The organism is Herbiconiux moechotypicola, from assembly GCF_024979255.1.
In the GTDB taxonomy this organism is placed as follows: domain Bacteria; phylum Actinomycetota; class Actinomycetes; order Actinomycetales; family Microbacteriaceae; genus Herbiconiux; species Herbiconiux moechotypicola.
On sequence record NZ_JANLCN010000006.1, the window covers coordinates 157,803 to 174,250 of the forward strand.

15 protein-coding genes are annotated in these 16,448 nt (G+C 72.4%); 11 read left to right on the top strand and 4 right to left on the bottom strand.

Translation table 11 applies throughout. From position 1 onward, the window contains the following. Nucleotides 1-61: 61 nt before the first annotated feature. Complete coding sequence (locus tag N1031_RS11390; RefSeq protein WP_259479757.1) at nt 62-820, bottom strand: GAP family protein; 759 nt, start codon at nt 818-820, stop codon at nt 62-64. A 44-nt stretch (nt 821-864) separates the two neighbouring features. Between N1031_RS11390 and N1031_RS11395 the strand changes: the two genes are divergently transcribed. From N1031_RS11395 to N1031_RS11420, 6 genes are all read left to right on the top strand, one after another. Continuing rightward, nucleotides 865-2,226 (top strand): F390 synthetase-related protein, encoded by a 1,362-nt coding sequence (locus N1031_RS11395; protein ID WP_259479758.1) that lies wholly within the window; start codon nt 865-867, stop codon nt 2,224-2,226. Then, the gene (locus N1031_RS11400) at nt 2,223-3,218 is read left to right on the top strand and encodes an NAD-dependent epimerase/dehydratase family protein (protein WP_259479759.1); all 996 of its coding nucleotides are present in this window, start codon (nt 2,223-2,225) and stop codon (nt 3,216-3,218) included. The genes N1031_RS11395 and N1031_RS11400 overlap by 4 nt, the downstream gene beginning before the upstream one ends. After that, nucleotides 3,215-4,243, top strand: coding sequence for a 3-oxoacyl-ACP synthase III family protein (locus N1031_RS11405; RefSeq protein ID WP_259479760.1), 1,029 nt, complete (start codon nt 3,215-3,217; stop codon nt 4,241-4,243). Before N1031_RS11400 ends, N1031_RS11405 begins: the two co-directional genes overlap by 4 nt. Further along, nucleotides 4,240-5,484: a cytochrome P450 gene (locus N1031_RS11410; RefSeq protein ID WP_259479761.1), complete on the top strand. Its 1,245-nt coding sequence runs from the start codon at nt 4,240-4,242 to the stop codon at nt 5,482-5,484. Before N1031_RS11405 ends, N1031_RS11410 begins: the two co-directional genes overlap by 4 nt. Before the next feature lie 76 nt (nt 5,485-5,560). Continuing rightward, nucleotides 5,561-6,598, top strand: a complete 1,038-nt coding sequence (locus tag N1031_RS11415) for a zinc-dependent alcohol dehydrogenase family protein (RefSeq protein WP_259479763.1) — start codon at nt 5,561-5,563, stop codon at nt 6,596-6,598. A 52-nt stretch (nt 6,599-6,650) separates the two neighbouring features. Beyond that, complete coding sequence (locus N1031_RS11420; protein ID WP_259479764.1) at nt 6,651-7,463, top strand: carbon-nitrogen hydrolase family protein; 813 nt, start codon at nt 6,651-6,653, stop codon at nt 7,461-7,463. A 6-nt stretch (nt 7,464-7,469) separates the two neighbouring features. Here N1031_RS11420 and N1031_RS11425 read toward each other — a convergent pair whose 3' ends face one another. Further along, nucleotides 7,470-8,678, bottom strand: a complete 1,209-nt coding sequence (locus N1031_RS11425; protein WP_259479765.1) for an aminotransferase class I/II-fold pyridoxal phosphate-dependent enzyme — start codon at nt 8,676-8,678, stop codon at nt 7,470-7,472. Nucleotides 8,679-8,855: 177 nt separating this feature from the next. Here N1031_RS11425 and N1031_RS11430 point away from each other — a divergent pair, with 177 nt between their 5' ends. The 5 genes from N1031_RS11430 (at nt 8,856) to N1031_RS11450 (ending at nt 15,065) form a co-directional block, all read left to right on the top strand. Continuing rightward, entirely contained in the window at nt 8,856-10,574 is a 1,719-nt protein-coding gene (locus tag N1031_RS11430) for a S1C family serine protease (RefSeq protein ID WP_259479766.1), read from the top strand. 196 nt (nt 10,575-10,770) lie between these two features. Further along, the gene (locus tag N1031_RS11435; protein WP_310795685.1) at nt 10,771-11,865 is read left to right on the top strand and encodes a glycosyltransferase family 2 protein; all 1,095 of its coding nucleotides are present in this window, start codon (nt 10,771-10,773) and stop codon (nt 11,863-11,865) included. An 83-nt stretch (nt 11,866-11,948) separates the two neighbouring features. Beyond that, nucleotides 11,949-12,749 carry a CDP-alcohol phosphatidyltransferase family protein gene (locus N1031_RS11440; protein ID WP_259479886.1) on the top strand — a complete coding sequence of 267 codons (801 nt, stop codon included), beginning with the start codon at nt 11,949-11,951 and terminating at the stop codon, nt 12,747-12,749. Nucleotides 12,750-12,792: 43 nt separating this feature from the next. Continuing rightward, on the top strand, nt 12,793-13,662 hold the full coding sequence (locus tag N1031_RS11445) for a glycosyltransferase family 2 protein (protein ID WP_259479767.1): 870 nt from the start codon (nt 12,793-12,795) through the stop codon (nt 13,660-13,662). A 110-nt stretch (nt 13,663-13,772) separates the two neighbouring features. Further along, nucleotides 13,773-15,065, top strand: coding sequence for a CDP-glycerol glycerophosphotransferase family protein (locus N1031_RS11450; protein WP_259479768.1), 1,293 nt, complete (start codon nt 13,773-13,775; stop codon nt 15,063-15,065). 75 nt (nt 15,066-15,140) lie between these two features. Here N1031_RS11450 and N1031_RS11455 read toward each other — a convergent pair whose 3' ends face one another. Further along, nucleotides 15,141-15,449 (bottom strand): hypothetical protein, encoded by a 309-nt coding sequence (locus N1031_RS11455; RefSeq protein WP_259479769.1) that lies wholly within the window; start codon nt 15,447-15,449, stop codon nt 15,141-15,143. 106 nt (nt 15,450-15,555) lie between these two features. Next, on the bottom strand, nt 15,556-16,416 hold the full coding sequence (locus tag N1031_RS11460; RefSeq protein WP_259479770.1) for a hypothetical protein: 861 nt from the start codon (nt 16,414-16,416) through the stop codon (nt 15,556-15,558). Between the last annotated feature and the right edge of the window lie 32 nt (nt 16,417-16,448).

Consider the following 16,448-nt stretch of genomic DNA (forward strand, 5'->3'; position numbering starts at 1 on the left):
CTCGACAGCGGGCTCGGATCGCCGCGTCGACAGCGGGCTCACGCCCCAGAGGTGTCGCGCCTCAGAGGTGCGTGAGCCCGCTGCCGATGATGACCGTGGCGAGCACGAACACGACGATGGTCGTGACCATCGCGCTGTTGCCCTCGATCCACACCCTGGTCTCTTCGAGGGGGCGCTTCATGCGGGCGGGGTCGAGCAGCGTGAAGATGATGGGTGCCGCCAGGGTCGAGAGGCCGAGCACCACGTACACGGCGACCGCCACCGCCATCTCGCCGACCGACACCCCGCCGGTCGCGATGGCGACGCCCGCCGCGATGGTGAGCAGCAGGTTCTTGGGCCTCAGCATGAGCACGAAGCCCACACCGAACGAGGGCACCGGTCCGAGTCCGGTGAGCCGGGTCATCCACACCGGCGGGCCGTGCGAGACGTCGTCGTCGAGGATGCTCAGGGCCGGGTCGGGCCCGGCAGCGGTGTCGGCGGCCCGCATGCCGCCCACCACCCGGGCGGCACGCACTCTGTTGCGGTGCCGTGCCCGAACGAACCGCACCACGGCCAGGGCGAGCAGCGCCACGCCGAGCACGATCTCGATCGCCGCCACCTCGGGGCTCTCCTTCGAGGCCGGCAGCGGGGGCAGCAGACTGGCCGCGGCCGTGAACCCCACCGTGAGCGCCGAGAGACCGACGACGGTGCCCACGAGGTACGACAGGCTCGCCCACCGGCCGCGGGGCGAGAGCAGGATGAGCACCATCACGACGATCGGCACCGAGCTCAGGGCCACCCCCACGGCGAGCGGAAGGAGGTGCCCGATGATCCCCGCCATGCCGCCATTCTAGGAGCACGGCGCGGCGTGCGTATTCTGGGACTGTGAGCCGAGCCGTGGGGGACCGTGTGCGTTCGCTCCTGCTGCTCGCCCGCTTCGCCCGCGCGAGATGGGGGCTTCGATTCCGCTCACGCGCGCGGCTCGAGGCCTGGCAGTCGCGCCGGGTTCGACAACTCTTCCGCAGGGCTGGGCGCACGAGTTTCTACCGCCGTCTCCCGTCACGGCTCGAGTGGTTCCCCGTCATCGACAAGTCGGTGCTGCTGGCCGAGTTCGATGGGCTCAACACGCGCGGCCTGAGACTCGTCGACGCCCTCGCCGTCGCCCTCGAGGCCGAACGCAGCCGGGACTTCACACCCGTCGTCGACGGCGATGTCGTGGTGGGCCTCTCGAGCGGCACCTCGGGCACTCGCGGAGTCTTCCTCGTCGACCCCCGCGAGCGCGCGCTCTGGGCGGGTACCGTGCTCGGCCGACTGCTCGGCCGGCCAGCGCTCCGGCTCGCGCTCGACCGCCGCCGTGGCCCGCTGCGCATCGCGTTCTTCCTCCGCGCCGGCGGCGGTCTCTACGAAGCGGTCGGCAGCAACCGCGTGGACTTCTCCTGGTTCGACCTCACCCGCCCGATCGAAGACCACGTCACAGCCCTGCGCGATGCGGTCGCGGCAGGCCGGCCGCCCCACCTCCTCGTCGCGCCCGCCTCGGTGCTCGACGCCCTCGCGCGCGACGCCGTCGCCGACGAGTTCCGCCCGCTGCAGGTGATCTCGGTGGCCGAAGTGCTCGAGCCCGACATGGAGACCCGCATCGTGGCGGCGTGGGGCCGGCCGGTTCGCCAGGTGTACCAGGCCACCGAGGGCCTCCTCGCCCTCAGCTGCGAGCGCGGCTCCCTCCACCTCAACGAGGAGTCCGTCCTCGTGGAGCGCGAGTGGCTCGACGACGAGCACACCCGGTTCCGCCCCGTGGTCACCGACTTCGAGCGGCGCACCCAGCTCGTCATCCGCTACCGCCTCGACGACGTGCTCCGGATCGAACCCGCTGCCGAGGGCGAACGCTGCGCCTGCGGCCGGGTCACCGCCGTGATCGCCGCGATCGACGGGCGCGACGACGCCGTGCTCCACCTCCCCGCGGCCAACGGGCGGAGCGTGGTCGAGCTGTTCCCCGACGCCGTGCGCCAGGCGATCGCCGCCGCGCCCACCCCGCCGGGCGCCTACCGCGACTGGGCCCTCCGCCAGCACGGTCTCGAACTGCGGCTCTCCCTGCAGAACCCGGCGCCCGATGCGGAGCGCGTCGTGGCCGAGGCGCTCGCCGGCCTGCTGGACAGGTACGGATGCGCGGGCGACGTCGTGCCGACCGCCTGGGTCGAGCGCGACCCCGCGGCCAAGCTCCGCCGCATCGTGCGCGAGGCGGCCGCATGACCGCCTCGACCCCTCTGCGCGTTCTCGTCACCGGCGCCTCGGGGTTCGTCGGCGGGGTGCTCTTCGCCCGTCTGGACCATGACGCCGGGTTCGAGGTGAGCGGCATCGGCCGACGCCCGGGATTCCATCCCGCATACCGGAGTCTCGATCTCTCCGCGCCCGAGGCCGCAGCCGCACTCGACGACGTTCTCGCCGACCTCGCACCCGACGTCGTGGTGCACGCCGCCGCGCGCAGCGAGCCCTGGGGCACCGTTGAGCAGTTCACCGCGCAGAACGTCACGGCCACGACGCGGATCGTGAGGGCCGCGGCGCGGGCGGCGCGGAGGCCCCGGATCGTGCACATCTCCTCGGCCTCGGTGCTCTACGACGGTCACGACCGGATCGGGGTGGCCGGAGACGCCGCTCCGGCGCGTGGTCTGGGCATCTACGCCCGCACCAAAGCGGCCGCGGAGTCCGTGGTGCGCGAATATCCGGGGGAGTGGGTGGTGCTGAGGCCCCGCGCGGTGTTCGGAGCCGGAGACACGACCCTCGTGCCGCGCCTCCTCGACGCCGCCCGTCGTGGACGCCTGCCCCGCTTCGGACAGGGGCCCGCAGGCCCGGCGCTGAGCGACCTCGTGCCTGTCGACACCCTCGTCGAGTACATCGTGCGCGCCGCGACGGCTCCGGGCGCGCGAGGCCGCACCCTGGCGGTGACGGGCGGCGATCCTGTCCGTCTCGAGCACGAAGTGTTCCGGCTGCTCGAACGCGAGGGCATCCCCCTCCCGCGGCGTACGATTCCCCGATCCGCCGCCCTCGCCCTCGGCGCCGCGTCGGAGGCGGTCTGGCGGCTCGCACGCCGTTCGGGTGAACCCCCCGTCACGCGGTACACGGTCGCCGCCTATGCGTATTCGTTCACCTTCGACGCCCGCCCGACGGTCGACCTGCTCGGCCCGCCCCTCGTCACCACCCGCGACGGCCTCGACGCGCTGCAGCTCCGGGAGGCGGTCTCGTGAGCGCCGCGCGCATCCGGGCCAGGCTCGCCGACGTCGAGACCTTCCTGCCACCCGTCACCCGCTCGGCCGACGAGACCGAGCAGTGCCTGCGCGCCGAGAACCCCGATCTCAAGCTGCCCACCGGCCTCATCGCGCGGCTCACCGGCGTCGACCGGGTGCACCTGCGGCCCGAAGGCTGGCAGACCTCCGACCTCGCCGCAGCCGCGGCCCGGCCGGTGGCCGAGCGCGCCGGCGGTCCCGTCGACCTACTGCTGTTCGCCTCCGCGAGTCAAGACCTCATCGAGCCCGCCACCAGCCACATCGTCGCCTCGAAGCTGGGGCTCGACTGCCCCGTGATGGACGTGAAGAACGCCTGCAACAGCGTCATCAACGCGATGGAGGTGGCGACGGCCCTGATCGAGAGCGGGCGGTACCGCCGCGTGCTCGTGGCGTCGGGGGAGCAGCCCTCGCACGCGGTGCGGTGGCGCCTCGACGGCCGGGAGCAGTTCCTGCGCAGTTTCGCGGGCTACACCATGAGCGACGCCGGGGCGGCCGTGCTGCTCGAGGCCAGTGAGGCCAGTGAGGCGGCCGCGGCCCCCGCCGGCGTGCTCGGCAGCCGTTTCGTCGCCCGCTCCGAGCACTGGCAGGTGGGCACCCTGCCCACCGGCGGCTCGGTGAACCCGCACGCGGTCGGCGGCAGCTACTTCGACATGGACGGCGCCGCCCTCCAGCGGGCCTTCGCCCGGGTGGGCGTCGGTCTGGTGCAGGAGACGCTCGACCAGCTCGGCATCGACCGCTCCGAGCTCGACTTCGTGGCGATCCACCAGGTGGCCGCCGCCTACCACGGCACCATCGTCGAGGCGCTCGGCGTCGACGTGGAGCGCACCCTGCTCACCGTCGCGGAGCACGGCAACCTGGCGTCGGTGACGCTCCCGCTGCAGCTGAGGCTCGCCCTCGACCGCGGGCTGGTCGGCGAGGGCTCGCTCGTGGCCCTCATCGGCCTCGCCGGGGGCATCTCGCTCGGGGCGATGGTGGTGCGACTGTGACCGGCTCGACTGCGACGGGGGCGACGCCGCCCGGCCCCGAGCGGCGCAGCCCCGTGCGGCGCAGCCTCGAGCCGCTCGGCCTCGAGCGACGCTGGGAGGAACGGGTGCAGCGCGCCGCGCATCCGCTCGTCTACCCGCTGCTCTCCCGTGCACGCCGCCCCGTGCTGCGGGTGCCGGGCGTGGGCGTACTCGTCACCGACGCCGAGGTGCTGCGCTCGGTGCTGCTGCGGCCGGCGGCGTTCACGAAGACCGGCCCGGGGTCGCCGAGCGACCTGTGGACCCCGGTGCTCGGGCCCTCGGTGCTGCTCAACATGGAGGGCGCCGATCACCTGGCCCTGCGCAGGCGGCTGTCGCCGCTCTTCTCGCCCGCCGTGGTGAGCGAGCTCACCCGGTCGACCCTGTCCGTCGAGGCCGACCGGATGCGCCGCGCGCTCGCCGCGGGAGAGCCGGTCGACCTCGTGGCGACGGTGCGCGAGTTCGCCGGGCGCATGATCAGCGGGCTGGTGGGCCTCGACCGCGAGGTGGTGGGCGAGGAGCTGTTCGCCAGGGTCTCGCGCATCACCGGCTACGTGCGGCTGTCGCGCCCGCGCCTCACCGACGCGCAGGTCGCCTCCGCGCGCGCGGTGCTCGACGAACTCACCCGAGGTGCCCGGGGCGCCTACCACGCCGAGGCCGACACGGTGCCGGCGAGGATGCGGGAGCTCGGCCTGAGCGAGGAGGAGGCGATGGGAGCGGTCGGCGCCTTCGTGCTCACCGGTACCGAGACGCTCGTGTCGTACCTGCCGCGGCTGATCGCCGTGCTGGCCGACACCGGCTGGCTGAGCCGTCTCGCGGCCGACCGCACGCTCGTGGCCGCCGCGGTCGCGGAGGGTCTCCGGGTGACCACGCCCTCGCCGGTCATGCTCCGCAGCGTCGTGGCCGAGGCCGACGTCGGCGGGGTCGTGGTGCGTCCGGGCGAGCGGCTCGTGCTGGCGACGTTCCTGGCCAACCGTGCCTCGGGCGCGTTCGACCCGGTGGGCAACCCGTCGGCCGACCTCAAACAGCTGTGGTTCGGTGCCGGTGCGCACTTCTGTCTCGGCGCGCCGCTGGCCATGGCGCAGATCTCGCTGGTGCTCGACGCGGTGCTCGACGCCGAGCTCGAGTCGGGCGGGGCGGGCCGGCCGCTCCGGCTGCTGAGGCGGTCTGCCCAGCGCGGTGTGCTCATCCCGGGCTACCGCCGGCTGGTGCTCGGCGCCGGCTGAGCGCCGAGCGGATTCGGGCGGGTGCCGGTGCGGGGCGAGCGCGGCCCGTGCCGCGGGGGTTCGGTAGAGTCGCAGCATGCGCGCTCTGCTCTTCCACGCCGCCGGTTCGGTCTCGGTCGACGACGTTCCCGACCCGGTGATCGAGGCGTCCACCGACGCCGTCGTGCGTGTGGTCTCCACCTGCGTGTGCGGTTCCGACCTCTGGTACTACCGCGGGGAGTCCGACCGCGCTCCCGGCAGCCGCATCGGCCACGAGTTCGTGGGCGTGGTGGAGGCGGTGGGCACCGACGTGGGCACGCTGCGGGTCGGCGACTTCGTGGTGGCCCCGTTCATGTACAGCGACGGCACCTGCCCGCACTGCGTGCACGGGGTGACGAGCGCCTGCCTGCACGGGGGCTACTTCGCCGCCAAGGGCGTCGACGGCGGCCAGGGTCAGTTCGTGCGGGTGCCCCAGGCCGACGGCACGCTCGTGGTGGTGCCCGGTGGGCGGCCCGACGACGCGCTGCTGCCGCACCTGCTCGCGCTCTCCGATGTGTACTGCACGGGCTACCACGCCGCGGTGAGTGCGGGGGTGGTTCCGGGATCCACCGTCGCCGTGGTGGGCGACGGGGCCGTGGGGCTGAGTGGGGTGCTCGCCGCGAAGCGCCTCGGCGCCGAGCGGGTGATCGCCTTGAGCCGCAACCCGGCCCGGCAGGCTGTCGCCCTCGAGTTCGGGGCCACCGACCTGGTGGAGGCTCGGGGCGCCGACGCCGTCGAGACCGTGATCGAGCTCACCGGGGGAGTGGGGGCGGATGCGACGCTCGAGTGCGTGGGCACCGCCGAGGCGTTCTCGACGGCCTTCGCGGTGGCCCGGCCGGGCTCGAGGGTGGGGTTCGTGGGCATGCCGCACGGCATCGAGTTCCCGATCGGCATCGCCTTCTTCAACAACGTGGGCCTGGCCGGCGGCCTCGCTCCTGCCCGGCACTACCTTCCCACCCTGCTCGAGGAGGTGCTCGACGGCGTGCTGCGGCCCGGGTCGGTCTTCGACCTCACGGTCGGCCTCGAGCAGCTGCCCGACGCCTACGCCGCGATGGATGAACGTCGCGCGATCAAAGCGATGGTGAGCGTCTCGTGAGCGCCCGGCTCGGTTGTGCACAGCGCGCGATCAAGGCGATGGTGAGCGTCTCGTGAGCGCCCGGCTCGGTTTCGGCGTCGCCGTGGCGCAGTTCGCCCCCGGCCCCGGCAAGACGGAGAACCTCGCCACGATCACCCGGCTCGCCGAGGAGGCCGTGCGGCGAGGGGCATCGCTCGTGGTGTTCCCCGAGTACTCCTCCTACTTCTCCGATCCACTCGGACCCGCCCTGGTCGAGAACGCGGAGCCGCTGGACGGCCCCTTCGTGACCGCCCTGTCGGCCCTCGCGAACCGTCTCGACGTGCACCTGGTCGCGGGAATGGTGGCCACGGCTGCCGACGCCGACCGCTTCGCGAACATCCTCGTGGCGATCTCGCCGGTCGACGGCATCGTGGCCCGCTACAGCAAGCTGCACCTCTACGACGCGTTCGGTTCGCGTGAGAGCGACTGGGTGGAGGCCGGCGCGATCGAGCAGCCGGAGACCTTCTCGATCGAGGGTGTGACCGTCGGACTGCAGACCTGTTACGACATCCGTTTCCCCGAGGTGTCCAGGCGACTCGTCGACGCCGGGGCCGACCTCGTGGTGGTGCCCGCCGAGTGGGTGCGCGGCCCCCTCAAGGAGCACCACTGGCGCACCCTGGTGACGGCCCGGGCGCTCGAGAACACGATCTATGTGGCCGCCGCCGACCAGACCCCGCCGATCGGGGTGGGCGCGAGCCTCGTGGTCGATCCCATGGGTGTCACGCTGGCGTCGCTCGGCGAGCGCGAAGACGTGGCCGTGGCCGAGATCGATCCCCGCCGTATCGACGAGGTGCGCCGGGTGAACCCCGCGCTCGCGCTCCGCCGTTTCGACGTCACGCCGCGCTGACAGCCGTCACGCGGCGCTGACCGCCAGCCCCGCGAGCTGCGCGGCGGCCCGCTCGAGCACCTCGGTCTTCTTGCAGAACGCGAAGCGCACGAGGCTCGAGTACTCCCCGGCCAGCCGCGGGTGGCAGAACGCGCTGATCGGCACCCCCACCACTCCGGCGAGCGAGGGGAGTTCGCGGCAGAACGCCGCCCCGTCGTCGTAGCCGAGCGCCGCCGCATCCGCCACCACGAAGTAGGTGCCCTTCGGCACGGTGACCTCGAAGCCCGCCGCCCGGAGCCCCTCCGAGAGCAGGTCGCGCTTGCCCTGCAGGGTGGCCGCGATGCCCGAGTAGAAGTCGTCGCCGAGGCCCAGGCCCAGCGCGACCGCGGGCTGGAACGGTGCGCCGTTGACGAAGGTGAGGAACTGCTTCACCGCGAGGATCGCCGTGACGAGCTCGGGCGTGCTCACGATCCAGCCGGTCTTCCAGCCCGTGGTGCTGAAGGTCTTGCCGGCAGACGAGATCGTGACGGTGCGCTCCCTGGCTCCCGGCAGCGTGGCGACCGGCACCACGGGCACCCCGTCGAACACGAGGTGCTCGTACACCTCGTCGGTCACGATAACGGCGTCGTGGCGCTCGGCCAGCTCGACGATCAGCTCGAGGGTCTCCTTCGGCAGCACGCTGCCGGTGGGGTTGTGGGGGTTGTTGACCAGGATGAGGCGGGTGCGGTCGGTGACGGCGGCGCGCAGCTCGTCGTGGTCGGGCACGAAGCCGGGCAGGCGCAGCGGCACCGTCTTGTGCACGCCGCGGGCGAGGGAGATCAGCCCGCCGTAGGCGTCGTAGAACGGTTCGAAGGTGAGCACCTCGTCGCCCTCGTCGACGAGGGCGAGGATGGTGGCGGCTAGCGCCTCGGTGGCCCCCGCAGTGACGAGCACCTCGCGGTCGGCGTCGACCTCGAGGCCGTAGAAACGGCGCTGGTGCTCGGCGACCGCCTGGCGCAGCACCGGCATGCCGATGGCCGGAGGGTACTGGTTGAGGCCGTCGGCGATGGCCTCGCGCGCCGCCTCGAGCACGACGGCCGGGCCGTCCTCGTCGGGGAAGCCCTGACCCAGGTTGATGGCTCCGGTGGAGACGGCGAGGGCGCTCATCTCGGCGAAGATGGTGGAGGCGATCCTGCCGTCGGTGCCGAGAAGTCCGGCGCCCCGGGCCGTGCGCTGCCAGGATCCTGTAATGGTCATGCGGGTCTCCGATTCGGGTCGTCGCCATTGTACGGGCGCGGAACGGTCGGGATGCTCGGGGCGAGAGCGCGCCCGCTCACGGCTCGGTCATAAGCACACGGCAGTCGGTGCTCAGCCTGGTCATAGAGAACGCTCAGCTTGGCTGGCGAGGCTAGCGAGTGCTTGGAAGGAGCACTCATGTCAGACAGCACCGGGAACTCGGGCAGCACGAACCCAGACCACATCTCGGATGACAGCACCGGCATTCCCGCCACCCCTGCCACCACCCCAGACACCACTCCGGCCGACACGGCCCCCACGGAGAACCTCGGCCCGGCACCTGTGCCGACCGAGACCCCCGTCCCCACCGAGAACCTCGGTCAGGCCCCGGCCCCGGTCGAGCCCACCGCTGCGGCCATCGTCTCGCCGATCCCCGCACCGGTCGCTCCGGTCAACCACACCCCCACGAACCCCACCACCCCCTACCCGGCTCAGGGCTACGGCGCCCCCCAGCAGCCGGCCCCCCAGCAGCCGGCCCCTCTGCAGCCCGCCCCCCAGCAGCCCTACTACGGCAACGGCGCCTTCGGCTCCCCGGTTCAGAGCTACACCGCTCCCGACCCCGCGTTCAACTCGGCGATGTACGCCGCATCAGGGGCTTACGTCAACCAGGCCACCGCCCCCAAGCCCCCGAAGAAGCGCCGCGGCGGAGTCGCCCTGGTCGCCGCCCTCGCGATCGGCGCCCTCATCGGAGGCGCCTCGGGCGCCGGGGTCACCGCCTGGGTCGTCACCCAGAACGACTCGGGAACCACGACCTCCGCCTCGAGCCCCACCAGCATCACCGTCAACAACCCCGACAGCGCGAACCTCATCACGGCGGTCGCCGCGAAGGCCTCGCCCTCGGTGGTCACGATCTCGGTGCAGAGCGACAGTGCCGCGGGCACCGGCTCCGGCGTCATCCTCTCCGAGGACGGCTACATCGTCACCAACACGCACGTGGTGACCCTCGACGGCGAGACCAACGACCCCTCGATCAAGGTCGAGACCAACGACGGCAAGATCTGGGACGCCACGATCATCGGCACCGACCCGGTCGCCGACCTCGCCGTCATCAAGCTCGACGACGCCTCCGGGCTCACCCCCATCGAGTTCGCCGACTCGTCCAAGCTCAACGTCGGCGACGTGACGATCGCCATCGGCGCCCCGCTGGGCCTGGCCGGCACCGTCACCAACGGCATCGTGAGCGCGCTCAACCGCAGCATCACGGTGGCCTCCTCGGCCGCCCCCGACGACACCGAGACGAACCCCACGCCCGACCAGGGCGACGGCGAGCAGGGCCCGTACGACTTCTGGAACTTCGACATCCCCGGCCAGGAGGAGCAGTCCACCCCGCAGCAGACCACGCAGCAGCAGTCGATCTCGCTCTCGGTCATCCAGACCGACGCCGCGATCAACCCGGGCAACTCCGGCGGCGCGCTGCTCGACTCCGAGGGCAAGCTCATCGGCATCAACGTGGCGATCGCGAGCGCCGGCTCGAGCTCGACCGAGGCCGGCAACATCGGTGTGGGCTTCTCCATCCCGGTCAACCTGGTCAAGCGCGTGACCGACGAGATCATCGAGAACGGCACCGCCACGCACGGCCTGCTCGGCGCCACCGTCGGCGACGCCGCCTCGGCCGAGGGCAGCACCACCGCCGGCGCCCTCATCCAGTCGGTCACCTCCGGGGGAGCGGCCGAGAAGGCCGGCCTCGCCGCCGGCGACGTGGTGACCGCCCTCGACGGGCTGCCCGTCACCGACTCGATCGACTTGACCGCGCTCGTGCGCACCCAGGCGGCGGGTTCCGAGGTGCAGCTCACCTACCTGCGCGACGGCGACTCGCACACCGTCGACGTGACCCTGGGGCAGCTCGCCGCCCAGTAGTCGAGCAACTCGGTAGCCGAGCACCCCAGTAGTCGAGCAGCACCCCACCCGCGCTGCGCCTCCACGAGGCGCCTCGCCACGAGGCTGGTAGGCTCGGCGTCGCTGTCCCGCGACGTCGGCCTGCCGGCCTCGACGCATGCCCGGCCGCTCTTCCGGCCGTGGTCGACGCCGCACCGACGACGACGCAGCAACGACGATGCACGAACGACGAACGGATGCGATGACCGACTCCCCGACGACCCGGTCGGCCCAGCCCGCCGGGGCTCTGCCCGGGGTCTCCTACGTGATGCCGGTGCTCAACGAGGTCACCCATGTGGAGGCGGCGATCGCGAGCCTCCTCGACCAGGACTACACGGGCCCGTTCGACGTGATCGTGGCGCTCGGCCCGTCGATCGACGGCACCACCGAACTCGTGGAGCGGCTCTCGAGGGTCGACCCGCGCATCCGGGTGATCGAGAACCCCACGGGTTCCACCCCGAGCGGTCTCAACGTGGCCATCGAGGCCTCGCAGCACCCGATCGTGGTGCGGGTCGACGCCCACTCCCTGCTGCCCCGCGACTACACCCGCATCGCGGTGGCGACGATGCTGCGCACCGACGCGGCGAACGTCGGCGGCATCATGAAGGCCGAGGGCACCACGCCGTTCGAGTCGGCGGTCGCTCTCGCCTACGGCTCCAAGGCGGGGCTCGGCGGGGGAGCGCACCACGTCGGCGGGTCGGAGGGACCGGCCGAGACGGTGTACCTCGGGGTCTTCCAGCGCGAGTGGCTCACCCGGGTGGGACTCTTCGACGAGGACATCCGCCGCGGGCAGGACTGGGAGCTCAACCGCCGCCTGCGCGACGCGGGGGGAACGGTCTGGTTCACTCCGGAGCTCGTCGTGGTCTACCGTCCTCGTCCCAGTCTGGAGCGGCTGGCGCGGCAGTTCTTCTCCACCGGCCTGTGGCGGGGGGAGCTGGCCCGGCGCTTCTTCTCGGCGAACGCGCTGAAGTACTTCGTGCCGCCCGTGATGGTGCTCGTGGCCGTGCTCGGCGCCGTCGTGGGCGTGGTGGGTGCGATCGTCACCGGGCTCGGCGGAGCGGCCGGGCCGTGGCTCCTGCTCGGCTTCGTGGTGCCGGGGGTGTACCTGCTGTTCGTCGCCGTGTCGGCGCTCGCCGCCGGTCTCAGGGCGGGCGCGCGAACCGGGGTATGGTTTCTCGTGGTGCTGCCGTGCATCCACTTCAGCTGGGGTCTGGGCTTTCTGCTCGGCTTCGGCAAGCTGACCTCGAACATCACGGCCCACAACGGACGGTGACTGTGGCGAGGAGGGCACCGGTGACGAACGACGGTGCGGGAAAGGTGACTGTGGCGAACGAGACCGGGGCGAACGACCAGACGATGCCGAACCACGGCGCGCCCCGCTCCATCGCCGAGTTGAAGGCCGTCGCGCAGCCGCCCGAGGTGCGCGGCCGCCGCAACGCCGAGCACTGGACCGCGTCGCTCTACCTGCGGCGCATCTCGCCCTACCTCACCTGGTTGCTGCTGAAGACCTCCATCTCGGCCAACGGTGTGACGGGCCTCATGATCCTCACCGGCTGGGCCACCGCCGCCGCGCTGCTCATCCCCGGCATCGCCGGTGCGGCGCTCGCCCTGGTGCTCGGGCAGCTGCAGATGCTCGTGGACTGCTGCGACGGCGAGGTGGCCCGCTGGCGCCGCACCTCGTCACCCGCCGGGGTGTTCCTCGACAAGGTGGGTCACTACACGACCGAGGCGCTCATCCCGATCGCCCTCGGCATCCGCGCGGCCGGCTACCCGTTCGAGGCCCCCGCCGACTTCCTCTGGACCACGCTCGGACTGCTGCTGGCCCTCGTGATCGTGCTCAACAAGGCCCTCAACGACATGGTGCACGTCGCCCGCGCGAACGCGGGGCTCGAGAAGCTCGCCGACCGCAAAGGCGAGTCGGAGCCCTCCCAGGCGCTCGTCGCCCGGCTGCGCCGCGCCGCCCGCTTCGTGCCGTTCCACCGGCTCTACCACTCGGTCGAGCTCACCATGCTCGTCTTCGTGTTCGCGGTGGTCGGGCTGTTCGTGGGCGGGGTACTCGCCGACCGCATCCTGCTCGGCGCGCTCGTGCCGCTGTCGCTGCTCGCTCTGGTGGGGCACTTCGTGGCCATCATGGCCTCGAAGCGGGTGCGCTCCTGAGCGCGACAGGCCGGGGCGGCAGCGGATGCGCGGAGCGGGTTCGATGAGCGCACCCACCGTCGGCGTGGTGCTGCTCACGCAGGGCACCCGGCCCGCCGATCTGCTGCGCGGCGCGGAGTCGCTGCTCGCCCAGACCGGCGTCACCCTCGACATCGTCTGCGTCGGCAACGGCTGGGCGCCCGCAGGCCTGCCGGAGGCGGTGCGCACACTGGAGCTCCCCGAGAACCTCGGCATCCCCGCCGGCCGCAACGCCGGAGCCGCCGTGGTGCAGGGCGACTACGTGTTCTTCCTCGACGACGACGCCAGCCTCCCCGACCCCCGCTTCCTCGCCGACGCGATCGCGCTGCTCGGCCGTGACGGCGGCATCGGCCTGCTGCAGCCCCGCGTGGTCGACCCCTCCGGCGCCGAGAACCCGCGCCGCTGGGTGCCGCGCATCCGCAAGGGCGAACCCGACGCCTCGGGGAACGTGTTCTCGGTGTGGGAGGGCGCCACCCTGCTGCCCCGCTCGGTGTTCGACCGCACCGGCGGCTGGGCAGCGCCGTTCTTCTATGCCCACGAGGGCATCGAGCTGGCCTGGCGGGTGTGGGACCAGGGACTGCGCACCTGGTACGCGGGCGGCCTCGTCGCGAACCATCCCGCCATCGAGCCCACCCGGCACGCCTACTACTACCGGCTCAACGCCCGCAACAGGGTGTGGCTGGCCAAGCGCAACCTGCCCTGGCCCCTGGTGCCCCTCTACGTGGGTTCGTGGACCGCGATCCAGGTGCTGCGCTGGGCGAGGCGCCCCGCAGCGTTGCGGGCCTGGTTCGGCGGCTGGGCCGACGGCTGGCGAACGGATGCGGGGGAGCGGCGCCCGATCTCGTGGCGCACCGTGCTGCGCATGACCGCCGCCGGGCGCCCTCCGATCGTCTGAGGCCCGCCCGCACGGCGTACCTCGCCCGGCAAGGTCACGATTGCCTAAAGAACCGCTGCACACCCGCTGATCCGGCCGGGTCGCGACGAGGGTCTGGCTAGCCTGGAAGCGTGGGATGGGTGAACGACGCGAAACTGGGCCTGGGTGCCGTGCGCGAGCTGCTCGCTGCCCGCGCGGTGCGCTCGAAGCTCGCGCGCCAGTTGGCGGCGCGGGGCGAGCTGCCCCGGCTGCGCTACGAGATCGGCGTGTACTTCGCCGACCCCGAGGTGAACCTGTACCAGATGCGACAGTGGTACGGCCCGCTCGCCGAACTCGACCGCACGCATCCGGTCGTGGTGCTCAGCCGCAACCCCGGCGGCAGCAGCGCGCTGCTCGAGGAGTCGCCGGTGCCGGTGGCGCACGTGCGCACGGTGCGCCAGCTCGAGGACTTCATCGACGCCCAAGAACTCAAGATCGTGCTCTACGTGAACCAGAACGCGCGCAACTTCCAGATGATGCGCTACGGCCGTCGCTGGCACGTGTTCGTCAATCACGGCGAGAGCGACAAGATGTACATGACCACCAACCAGTTCAAGGCGTACGACTACGCCCTGGTGGCCGGCGACGCGGCCCTCTCCCGGCTGAAGCGCGTGCTCTGGGACTACGACTTCGACAAGCGCGCCCTCCCGATCGGTCGTCCGCAGGCCGACCACCTGGCCGGTACGGTGCCCTTCCCGCGCGACGGCCGCACCGTCGTGCTCTACGCGCCCACCTGGGAGGGCGACCGTGCCGCCGCCCACTACGGCTCCATCGCCAGCCACGGCGTCGCGCTGGCGCGCGACGTGCTGAGTTCGCCGAACCACCGGCTGGTCTACCGCCCGCACCCGCGCAGCGGGGTGCTCGACCCGGCTTATGCGGCGGCGAACCGCGAGATCGTGGCCGCCATCGCCGAGGCGAACCGGGCAGACCCCGGTGCGCATCACGTGCACGACACGGGGGCCGAGCTCGGCTGGCAGCTCGCGGTGGCCGACGTCGCGATCGTCGACGTCTCCGCCATGGTCTACGACCGCCTCGCCACCGGCAAGCCCCTGCTCGTCACCCGGCCGGCCGACCCGGCCGCCGAGATCGACACCGGAGGCTACCTCTCCGATGCGGAGTGGCTCGACAGCACCGAGGCCTCCACCGTGCTCGAGAGACTCGACGAGCTCGACCACGACTCGGCCGCGGGGGTGCGCCTGCACCGCTGGGTGGAGCACTACTTCGGCGACACCTCGCCCGGTGTCGCCACGGCCCGCTTCCACGCCGCGATCGAGCACCTGCTCGCGGAGTGGAACCGCCACGCGGCCCTGCACGCCCACGACGGCCCGGTGGAGCTCCGCGAGTCGGCGCGCACCGCTCAGGGCGGCACCCACGACGAGGTCTGACGGCGCGAGCGCGGCCAGCACAGGAACGCGCGCTTGACACGCGGGGATCTGTGCCGCCCCGGGCCGGACTCGATCTCAGCTGTGGCGCGAGCGGGCCAGCGCGTACTTCGCCACCAGCACCGCCACACCGGCGATGACGAGAAAGACGGCGGCGGTGACGAGCATCGGCGTGAAGTCGTAGCCGGTCTGCGCCAGGGCGGGAGGCGCGGCCTCGTCGTGTGAACCGGCCCAGCTCGAGGCCTGAGCGGCGATCGCGGCGCCGAACACCACCGATGCCAGGGCGAGCATCGCCGAGAGCACGACTCCACCGACGGCCGGGAAGACACGGCCCGGGAAGACACGACCCGGGGCGACACGACCGGGGGCGAGGCGACGGATGCGCATTCTGCCCCCTTTCCTGGCTCGGCCAGCCGGCGGGTGGCTCCCGCTCGACACCACCAGGGTACCACCGGCCTGCCGCCGCGCCCTCGTGCCAGATGCGGATGTCGACTCAGATGCGGATGTCGTGCACGGGCGGCCCGCCCGCATCCCCGCCGTCGCCCGGCGAGCCGGCACGGCCCCGAACGCCCGGCGCCTCCACGATCTCGCGCCGGCGCCTCGGCAGCAGCTTCTTCACGCCCCGCCGCCCCGTCGCGTCGTCCGCTCCTCCCTCGCCCACGGACCGTGGCGCCTTGACGGTCACCGCGAGCACTGCGGGGAACGTGAACGGCGCCGGCCCGAACGCGCTGCGGGCGCTCTGGATGACGGTGCGCCCGAGCAGCAAGTTGCCCACACCGCCGATCGCGGCGCCGATGCCGAACGGCACCATGCGGCCGATGACGTTGGTGCCCTGGCCCACCGCGAAGTGCTTCACGAACTGCTTCTTGAGCTGATCGGCGATCGGCCCCACCACGAACGACGGGAGACTCGAGGTCACCACCTGACCCCAGTACGCGCTCCGCGGCATCCCTCCTGCGGCCTGCCCGGCGATCTGCTTGAGCAGGTCGCTGCCGGCCTTGCCCATGAGGAGCGTCATCACGAGGGCGCGGGCGCGATCGGGGTCGTCGATCGCGATGCCGTGCACCTCGGTGACCGACTGCGCGAACAGGGCGGTGGTCTCGAGGAAGCCCGCGGTCTCGACCGCGCTCAGCCCGAGCGAGATGCCGGTGCCCACGAACGGCAGCATCGAGCTCGCCCCCACCGCCGCACCACCGGTGGTGACCGCAGCGACGTAGCGCCTCTCGAGAATGACCAGCAGCTGCTCGGGCGAGGCGTCGGGGTGGAGCTTGCGGATGCCTCTGAGGTGCGCGAGCACGACGGGCCGGTGCACGCTCAGGAGGCGGTCGACGTTGCGTTCGAGTCGGGTGGGCATGGTTCCACTCTGGACCGTCAGGCTGGACGACG

Coding starts and splice junctions, on each gene's coding strand:
- N1031_RS11460 (WP_259479770.1), bottom strand. CDS start 16,416: ATGCCCACCCGACTCGAACGCAACGTCGACCGCCTCCTGAGCGTGCAC.
- N1031_RS11425 (WP_259479765.1), bottom strand. CDS start 8,678: ATGACCATTACAGGATCCTGGCAGCGCACGGCCCGGGGCGCCGGACTT.
- N1031_RS11430 (WP_259479766.1), top strand. CDS start 8,856: ATGTCAGACAGCACCGGGAACTCGGGCAGCACGAACCCAGACCACATC.
- N1031_RS11415 (WP_259479763.1), top strand. CDS start 5,561: ATGCGCGCTCTGCTCTTCCACGCCGCCGGTTCGGTCTCGGTCGACGAC.
- N1031_RS11440 (WP_259479886.1), top strand. CDS start 11,949: ATGCCGAACCACGGCGCGCCCCGCTCCATCGCCGAGTTGAAGGCCGTC.
- N1031_RS11455 (WP_259479769.1), bottom strand. CDS start 15,449: ATGCGCATCCGTCGCCTCGCCCCCGGTCGTGTCGCCCCGGGTCGTGTC.
- N1031_RS11435 (WP_310795685.1), top strand. CDS start 10,771: ATGCACGAACGACGAACGGATGCGATGACCGACTCCCCGACGACCCGG.
- N1031_RS11400 (WP_259479759.1), top strand. CDS start 2,223: ATGACCGCCTCGACCCCTCTGCGCGTTCTCGTCACCGGCGCCTCGGGG.
- N1031_RS11445 (WP_259479767.1), top strand. CDS start 12,793: ATGAGCGCACCCACCGTCGGCGTGGTGCTGCTCACGCAGGGCACCCGG.
- N1031_RS11390 (WP_259479757.1), bottom strand. CDS start 820: ATGGCGGGGATCATCGGGCACCTCCTTCCGCTCGCCGTGGGGGTGGCC.